This is a genomic window from Persicitalea sp. (assembly GCF_041751555.1).
Taxonomy (GTDB): Bacteria; Bacteroidota; Bacteroidia; order Cytophagales; family Spirosomataceae; genus Persicitalea.
Window position 1 is genome coordinate 1 of the sequence record NZ_JBGSXF010000482.1, and the last position, 8,246, is coordinate 8,246.

Genomic DNA, 8,246 nt, shown 5'->3' on the forward strand with positions numbered 1-8,246 from the left:
GCACCGTCCAAAGGACGGTAAAAAGCTGCCCTAAATGCTCGCCGAGCAGCACGCCGCCGAACTGGTGAATCAGTCGGAAGGCCACCACTGCGGCGGTTTTGGTTGGCGCATCGGCGGCCTGCACGTAGGTGTCGGCCAAAATGGGAACCACGAAAGTCCAGCGCAAAAGCCCGACCATCTGCACGACCAGTCCGATGACGCCCAGCGTGGTCGCCAGGCCGATTAGCCGGGATTTGTTTTCCAGCGATTTTCCCAACAAAACAAAGGCGGGCAGCAGCGGCAAACCAGCAAGGCCGAAGGTGAACCAGGTCCAAATCAACGGGTTGCCGCCGTCGTGGAATTTGGTCAGTACCGTTCCCGTATCCTGGCGCAGGATGTTGGGGTAGTCGAAGGTCATCGTCAGCAGCGTGTACGGAATCATGACGCCCACCGTGCCGGCGATGAGCAGGATACCCGTGATTCGTTCGGTGGAAATGCTGGAAGTTTTCATGACTTTTCGATTTAAAAAAAGAAGGAGTAACTAAGCCCCGGCGTGGGGTTGACCTTGAAGCTTTCGCCCGGCGCGGCCAGCCCCGTCACGCCAATCCGGAAATTGAGACCCTTGTAAATCATCCAGCGAAAACCCACTTCGGGCATCACCGCGTTTTTTTCTTTGTACTCGCGGGTTAACCCCCGGGCGTAGGAGACCGAAGTGTAGAAGGACGACGGGTTCTCGCGCTTGCCGACGGGCAAAAACCAGAGCGTGACGCCCGTGCGGATAAACTCCGTCGTGACGCCGGAAGTGAAGTTGGTCGGGTAGTAGCCCGCGTGGACGGACAGGTGCTTGTAGCGGTACTCCAACCCGATGGACGGGTTGCGAAAGGCGTTGATACTCAACTCGTGGGTCGAGAGGCGGCTTTGGGCCGGGGCGGAAAAAGAAGCGGCCAGCAGGCTGGCGGCGATGAGCGTTTTCTTCATATCGTCTATTTGTTTGGTTTGACGATACAAAGTTGGGGGGCTAAAAAAGGGGAATACCGGACAAATGTCCAAAAGCGATTTTCAGCGGATATTATTTCGGATGCGGCTCAGGTGGCGCGGCGTCACGCCCAGGATGGAGGCCAGGTACTGTAGCGGAATCTGTTGCAGAAGTTCGGGTTCTTCGTCCATCAGGGCGGCATAGCGCTCCTCGGCGGTGAGGGCGATGAGTTTGTGGCGGCTGTCGTCGATGCAAATCAAGAGGTGTTCCAATACGCCGATGTAAAAGATTTGGAACTTGGCATTGTGGTTTTTCAAATGCTGCAAATCGTCAAAATGGATTTGCCACACCTCGCTGTCGCTCAACGCCCGCACGTATTCCCTGGCCGGAACCTGGCTGATGAAACTGCTGAGCGACGCCAGGAAATTGTTCTCCCCCACCACGTAGGTCGTGCGTTCGTCGCCGTCTTTCAGGAAATAAAACTGGAAAAGCCCCCGGCTGATGAAGGCCAGGTGCCGGGCGGTTTTGCCCTCCTCCAAAAAATGCTCGCCCTTGGCGAAGGTTTTGGTTTTGAAGAAATTGGCGACTTCCCGGGCTTCGGCTGCCGTAAAGCCCGACTGTTGAAAGTAGGCGATGAGGTTTTCCATGTGTGGTTTTATTTAGAGTCAAGCAACTGATTCAGCAACTCGTCCGGCTGCCAGCCCAGTACGCGGGCTATCCTGATTCGGTTCAGCCGCATCAGAAAAACGGGGTAGAGATTGACCGGGATATTCAAAATCAGGAACACTAGTCCCGCCGCCGATTCACGGATTGAAAAGGCGTAAACAGCCACGGCCAGCAAAACCAGAAAAGGAATCAGGTGGGCCATTTCGTTGAGCATCGTTTCGCGGTAATACCGTAAGACTCGCCTTCTGGTTAGGGTCGTCTTCGGGCGTTTACCACGAAGTTTTGCCTATAGTACCGGCGGGGTCAGGCGGATGAAATGCCTGACCCCCAGTACTGTGTAAAGTTTTTCTTCGAACTGCCTGGGACGGAAATAGCCCGCTGAAACTGGCTTCAGAATTGCTTTGCGCATTGAATGGGCTGTCAAAGGTCCCTACTTCCTGTTCAGGCCGAACGTGTAGCCCACGCTCAGATTCACGATCAGGGGCGTGAAGCCGATGCCCGAATCGAGCGTCTTGAGCGTCTCGGTTTGGTCGGTGTTCTTGTTGATGTAGGTAAATCGGTCATTGGTAAACGACGACCGCACCGTCGGCCAGTACCGGATGCTCGGCGAAACGGTCAGACCCTTCAACGCATTGTCCTGGTTCTTGAAGGGCTGGTAAAAGCCGTACAACCCCAGGCCCAGGCTGAACGTATTGTTGGCCGCGATGCGATTGGCTTTGTTTTGGGCTTCGCCGTCGTAATAGTACTCGAAGCGGTGCCATTTGGGTTCCACCCGCAGGTTGACCCAGTTGGTAAAGCGGTAGCCCAGGCCAAAACCGGTAGTCCAGGGTACCCGGACGGATAGCCCCTGCTTTCGCAATTCGTCGGTGACCAGGTTGCCCGAAAATTTGAGCGCGGCCCCGTGGGAATAATCGAAGATGAACCGCTTGTGGATGAAGTTACCCTCGATGTTGAACCCGGACGCAAATAGCGGTTGCGTGAGTCCGAACAGGACGGAGACTTTGGTTTCCTGTTTCCAGTCCTGAGTTTGGGCGTTGGCCAGTTGCGCGGCTATGAGCAGCGCGATGAAAGTGACGGTTAGCTTTTTCATTGGGTTTGATTTTAGTTTAGTACAATGCAAAGTACCTGATAATAAAGTGCTTGCCGTTGGTACAAATGGTCGTTTGTTAGGTAAAAATCAGATTACGTTTGGACTAAAAACTTAGGGCCACCCCGGCATTCAGGGAGCCAAACCGCCATTGGTCGTCGCCAATGCCGTTGACCTCGACCCTCGTGTTGAACTGCTGGTAGATGGCCTGGATGTCTAAGCTGGTTTTCTGATTGCAAAAAGGCGTTAGAGAATACCCCAGCCCGGCTCCGTAGGTGCTGCCGATACCAAACTGATGGAAGAAGTTTTGCGCTCCTTCTGCGTTTCGATAGCGGTTTTTGGTAAACACCGACCCCAGTCCTCCTTCGGCTTTTACAAACATCTTCGAGTGGGTAAATGGGTAATATTTCAGGGCAGGCCCAACCGAAACGTAGTTGAAGTAATAGCCTTCTTCGTAGCCTCCGGTACTCGGCTGCGAACCCGTGAGCGAGGTTCGCACGGCGGCTCCCAGCATCAGTCCGCGCAGACCCATAGGCTTGTAAAACGCCACCGCTAACGCCCAGCCGAACTGATTGCCGTAGCTGCCCACCACTTGGCGGCTGCCATCGGGCCGGGCGAAGTAACTCAATCCGCTTTGGCGCAGGGCTTTGGCCCGCAGCAACTCAGCCCCCCGGCCGAGAGAGGGCGTGGCCACGCCCAGACTAACCTCGACCCGGGTTTGCTGAGCCAGTGAATTTTGGGCCATAGCGGGCCGCTGGGCCAGTAACAGGACCAGGGCCGCAATGAAAAAGGTGCTTGGCGTTTTCATGGTTGTTGCGTTAACTTGCTGGTTTTACTGTCTTTGATGTTGAACGTTTGCCGACGGTAGGAATAAAAGGGTACCTGCCCCCGCCCAATCCGGATTACCATCTGAATCTTCTGCGGGTTCACAATCTGCATGATTTCGTTCAGGCGGTCGCGCAAGGGTTTCATTTCGTCGTACTCCTGGATGGCCTGATTGTAGGGGTGGGCGTACAAATCCTGGCTCGTCAGGGCGAGGGCGAAGCGGGCGTAGTCGCGGCCGGTCTGCACCCAATCCAGATAGGTGTTGGTGGGCGTAATCCAGAAGACAATGCCCTTCGTGCTGTCGATACCTTTTTTCATCTTTTTCATCGATGCGTCGATTGACCGCACACTGTGCCACTTTTTAGGGTCGCCGTAATTGACGGCCCGCGTCACGATGGCCTTCATAATTCCCGAATAACCCATCTGGCCCAGACTAAGCCCGTTGCCTTTCTCGGCCATCTGCTGCTCGGTGAACCGGAATAGTTTCCGGGTTTCCTCATTGGTGCGAAACGTCCGGGATTCGACGTCCAGCCCTTCGTAAAACATGGCTAAAAACGGGTCGAGCGACTCATGTTTGAACACCACTTCGGCGTGACCCCGGCCCGCCAGCCGGGTCAACTCCGCAAACTCGGACAGCGTGATCCGGGGACCGCTGTAAACCTGCCGATTGGTTTGCCGTACCGTAATGTATGTTGCCAGTGGGTCGGGCGTTGCGGTGGATTCGCGCAGGGCGAGGTGCGCTACGGGTTTTCGCCCAAAGTCCTGGTCCGACTCGTAGCCTTCGGGAAACATTTCGACCGTCGTTTCGTAGCCCATCGTGGTAGCGGCCAGCGCCAGTGTTTCGATAAAACACCCCGCCCCCAGATGGATTTGCCGCGACGGGGGGTCGGTGGCGGGCAGCAGCACCTGCTCATCCACGTAGAGCAGCATGGTCAGATCGCCCAGGATGGCAAATTTCCAGGACTGCGTGTTGTGCGGACTGGGCGCATTGACGCCCCAGGCAATGGCCTTCATAATGGGCTGAGCGAAGGCATTCGGGTCGGGCCGACGGGTCGGCTTGCCCGCTTGGGCAGCCTCGGCGTGCGTGGGCAGCCCGGAAAACGTACTGATCAGGGCCGCAGCCGTCAGCACTGTGCCACTTTGGATAATGAATTCTCGGCGTTTCATAATTTCAGGATTTTAGGGTGAACGGATCCGATTGACTTAAAAGGCAATCCCAATGTTCACTTTGGCCGACAGAAAAGTGTCGCTGTTGCTTCCGCGCGGGCCGATGTTCGTAATGGCTCCCTGAATGATGCCCACCTGCGGCAGCAGGTATAAATTGTACGAGCGTTTGGAGCGGAAACTGAACTTGTAGCCGGCATGGCCTTCCACCAGGACGGTGAAATTCTCGTAGTCTTTCCCGTCGATTTTGTTGTGCGTTCCCCGCGCCCAGCCCGTATCGACCTGCCCCTCGATGTGGAACCCTTTGAAGAGGTACTGCCGGTAGCCCGCCGTAAGGAGGTATTCGTCGATCTTATCGACGATGTTGTGGGTGACATTGGGGCGTAGGTAAACGCCAAGCAGTAAATCGCCATGTGCCGCATCGGGTCGCCCCACGATGGTTCGGGTGGCGCGAACCGTAATGATGTTGGCTTCCGGCACGAAGGGTACCAGCAAGTCGGCCTCGACCCCCCATTTTTTGGGTATAGGTTGATTGTATCGGCCATCGCCAGCCCCCTGCGCGTGGCTGTCGGGCGTTAGGGCGGTAAGTAAGAGAGAGGTAAACAAGGTCGAGAGTGCAACGGATAGCGTTTTCATGGTTATTGTGTTTTGTGTTTGGGCGCTGTCCAGTCGGCTGGCCATGATTAGCGCGGTGAATGTGATGGTTTGCTTTTTCATTGGTTTTAATTTTAGTTTAGTACAATGCAAAGTACCTGACAATAAAGTGCTTGCCGTTAGTACAAATGGTTGTTTGTTAGGTAAAAATCAGATTCCGCTTTCCCGGTACTGCGCCGGGCTGAACCCAGTTTGGGCCTTGAAGAACTTCACGAAATGGCTGTAGTCGGTGTAATTCAACTGGTAGGCGATTTCCTTCACCCCCACCTCCGAATTTTTCAGCATGGTTTTGGCGTGGATCATGAGTACCTCCTGAATGATTTCTTTGGCCGATTTGCCAAAATGGGAACGGGTGCTTTTATTCAGGAAAGCGGAGGTCACACCCAGCTTCTCGGCGTAGTACTGAACGGACTTCGCGGTCTGGTAGCCCTTCACCACCAGGCTTTTGAAGCGAGACGCCACCTCCACGTACTGAGCGAACGGATATTTATCGGGAAGGGAATCCGATCCCCCTTCGGCTTTTCCGTCCTGAATCACCCTTTTCAAAAACACGACCAAAACCTGCATGAGATTCTTGATGACCTGGATATTCTCCGCCCGCATGACTTTATGCTCGGCGAGCATCAACTCGTACAATCCCGCCAGGCGGTCGTACTGGCTTTTATCCATCTCACAAATCAACGGCTGGCTGTCGAACAAAAAACCGTAGCTGTCCGACCGGGAATTATCGACCAGCAAAGGCCCCAGAAAGTCCGCCTTGACATTGACGACGTAGCCGTCCCAATCGCCCGTTTTGGTCCATTCAATGATTTGGCCGGGTACGAAAACGATCAGCGAGCAGGTTTCGGAAACCAAACTCTTGTCGAACACCGACACTCTGGCGTTCAGCCGATTCACGATGGCAAACTGGTAGTAATTGGTTTTAAAAGGCCCCATCCGGTCCACTAGTCGCGGCCCCAGTTCATTGAAGCGGAAAATGTGGAAGTCGGGATGCCGGGAACGCACCAGGCCATTGCCGGCCCGGTAGTAGTCGTCGAACTCCCGATAGGTGGTGATGTCCATTATGGGGTACTTAATGCTGACACGTTTATTGCAGTTGCGGGACGGAGTTGCTCATTATACCAGCGCAGCGTCCTGGCCACCACCTCTTCCGGCTCGGTGTAGGGCAGCTCGAACCGCCGGGCAAAGCCCGTGTGATCCACCAGGTAGGGCTGCTCAAACTGGTAGCTCAACTCCACCAGTTCTTTGAGCAGCGGATTGAACAGACCCAGTACCCGCAACGTATTTTTGCCCGCGACCTGAATACGGGCTTTTTTGCCGGTTTGTTGCTCGAAGAGTCCCAGCCATTGGCGCGGCGTGATAGCAGGGGCGTTGGGAATGTGCCAGGCTTTGCCCAGCGCCTCCTCGCTTTCGCCCAGTTTCAGCAGTCCGGCGGCAAAGTCGTCGATGTAGGTGAAGGTGTGCGGCCTATCCGGGTTTCCTACCAGCGACACCTTCTTGCCGGCGTGGAGGGCGTTCAGGAAATCCAGCCCGAAGAACCCTTTGGTGATGCGCGGGCCGATGAAGTCGGAGGCGCGGCCGATGGTGGCCCGCACCTTTCCGGCCTCGTGGGCCGCCAGCAGCAGGGAGGCCGTCCTCGCCCGCACCCCGCCTTTTTTGGTGTCGGCCAGGTAAGGGGCATTTTCCATCATCGGTTTTCCCAGGGTGTTGCCGTAGGCGTACATATTGTCGCCGAACACCAGCCGCGCCTTACTGCCGCTCATCGCTTCTACGAACGCCCCCATCATGGGTTCGTAGAAGGTATCCCAATGCTGGTAAAGCACATCCAGCGCAATAAAGACCACCGTGGCGTCCGCCGTGACTTGCTCGATTTGCCGGGCGTCGGTGGCATCGGCCTGCACCAGCGTCACGCCGGTGGGGAGCGGCGCTTTCGTTTGGCCGCTCCGGTTGACCAGGCGGATTGGCTCCCCTTTTTCGTGGAGTTTTTCCATGAGAGCCAACCCGAGTTGGCCCGTTCCGAATAGTACATTCATGTTTTTTTTGTTAAAATTATTTTTGATTGAAAATTGTCGCCTCGCTTACGGGTGAATGGGCGTCAGAAGGAATAAATAAGGTTGAGCGCCACCTGCCCGCTGCGAAGCATCTGGTCGCCGAGGCGGTCGATGGTGCCGTTGCGCGACGAACCCTCGTACTCTGCTTCCAGGCTCAAAGCCCCGCGCCGCACGGGCAGAGAGTACCCGATGCTCCCGGTCAGCGTGGTGCCGACCGCAAACTGGTGGACGTAGGCGTTGGTCGTTTCGTTGGCGCGTTTGGTCGTCAGTTGGCCGAACCCGACCCCCGCCCGGCCGTACAGCCCCCGATTGAATTCGCGGCTGACGTAGTACTTGGCTGAGGCCGACAGGTTGTAGTAGTTGAAGAAATAGCTGTCGCCGAAGTCGCCCGTCACGCTGGTTGCGATCGAACCCTTGATGCGCGAACCGACGCCCAGCCCCTTCCACTTTTGTGGCGCGTAGTAGAACGCCATCATCAGGTTGGAGGTGATGCCGGGGTCGAACATGCCGCCCAAAGCATCGTTGAGCAGCGTCTTGGTGTCGCCCAGGAAGAGCGTTTGCCCGAAGCCCAGCCCAAACTCGCCATACACGGGCTGCTTGGCATCCTGGGCGCTGGCGAATAACGTGGCCAGCAGAAAAGCGGCGGTGAAGATTGTCTTTTTCATCTTTGTACTGTTTGGGTTGTGAACAACAAATTGAACAGTACAAAGGTCGGCCGGGCCGCTTCCCTAAAAATTGACTTGGGTTAGGGTTTTCGCTGCTGGTCAAATATACGTTTGCGGATGCGGCTGAGGCTTTCGGGCTCGATTCCCAGGTAGGAGGCGATGTAACGCAGGGCCACCCT

General features: G+C 55.8%; 10 protein-coding genes and 1 pseudogene. All 11 read right to left on the bottom strand.

The annotated features are described in order from the left end of the window. Positions 1-490, bottom strand: a 490-nt coding sequence (locus ACEW8P_RS16965) for a DUF4386 domain-containing protein (protein WP_373514262.1), incomplete at its 3' end; no start/stop codon positions are given. Between the two features lie 11 nt (positions 491-501). Beyond that, positions 502-957, bottom strand: a complete 456-nt coding sequence (locus tag ACEW8P_RS16970) for a hypothetical protein (RefSeq protein ID WP_373514263.1) — start codon at positions 955-957, stop codon at positions 502-504. A gap of 81 nt (positions 958-1,038) precedes the next feature. Continuing rightward, positions 1,039-1,602, bottom strand: coding sequence for a Crp/Fnr family transcriptional regulator (locus ACEW8P_RS16975; protein WP_373514264.1), 564 nt, complete (start codon positions 1,600-1,602; stop codon positions 1,039-1,041). An 8-nt stretch (positions 1,603-1,610) separates the two neighbouring features. After that, positions 1,611-1,877 (bottom strand): annotated as a pseudogene (locus tag ACEW8P_RS16980) (hypothetical protein); the annotation flags it as partial. A gap of 174 nt (positions 1,878-2,051) precedes the next feature. Beyond that, entirely contained in the window at positions 2,052-2,711 is a 660-nt protein-coding gene (locus tag ACEW8P_RS16985; RefSeq protein ID WP_373514265.1) for a hypothetical protein, read from the bottom strand. A 103-nt stretch (positions 2,712-2,814) separates the two neighbouring features. Continuing rightward, positions 2,815-3,516 (bottom strand): hypothetical protein, encoded by a 702-nt coding sequence (locus tag ACEW8P_RS16990; protein ID WP_373514266.1) that lies wholly within the window; start codon positions 3,514-3,516, stop codon positions 2,815-2,817. After that, positions 3,513-4,700: a hypothetical protein gene (locus ACEW8P_RS16995; RefSeq protein WP_373514267.1), complete on the bottom strand. Its 1,188-nt coding sequence runs from the start codon at positions 4,698-4,700 to the stop codon at positions 3,513-3,515. The genes ACEW8P_RS16990 and ACEW8P_RS16995 overlap by 4 nt, the downstream gene beginning before the upstream one ends. A gap of 36 nt (positions 4,701-4,736) precedes the next feature. Continuing rightward, on the bottom strand, positions 4,737-5,414 hold the full coding sequence (locus ACEW8P_RS17000) for a hypothetical protein (protein ID WP_373514268.1): 678 nt from the start codon (positions 5,412-5,414) through the stop codon (positions 4,737-4,739). A gap of 87 nt (positions 5,415-5,501) precedes the next feature. After that, positions 5,502-6,413: a helix-turn-helix domain-containing protein gene (locus tag ACEW8P_RS17005; RefSeq protein WP_373514269.1), complete on the bottom strand. Its 912-nt coding sequence runs from the start codon at positions 6,411-6,413 to the stop codon at positions 5,502-5,504. Then, on the bottom strand, positions 6,413-7,384 hold the full coding sequence (locus ACEW8P_RS17010; RefSeq protein WP_373514270.1) for an NAD-dependent epimerase/dehydratase family protein: 972 nt from the start codon (positions 7,382-7,384) through the stop codon (positions 6,413-6,415). Before ACEW8P_RS17010 ends, ACEW8P_RS17005 begins: the two co-directional genes overlap by 1 nt. Positions 7,385-7,446: 62 nt before the next feature. Continuing rightward, on the bottom strand, positions 7,447-8,067 hold the full coding sequence (locus ACEW8P_RS17015; protein WP_373514271.1) for a hypothetical protein: 621 nt from the start codon (positions 8,065-8,067) through the stop codon (positions 7,447-7,449). Positions 8,068-8,246: the final 179 nt, after the last annotated feature.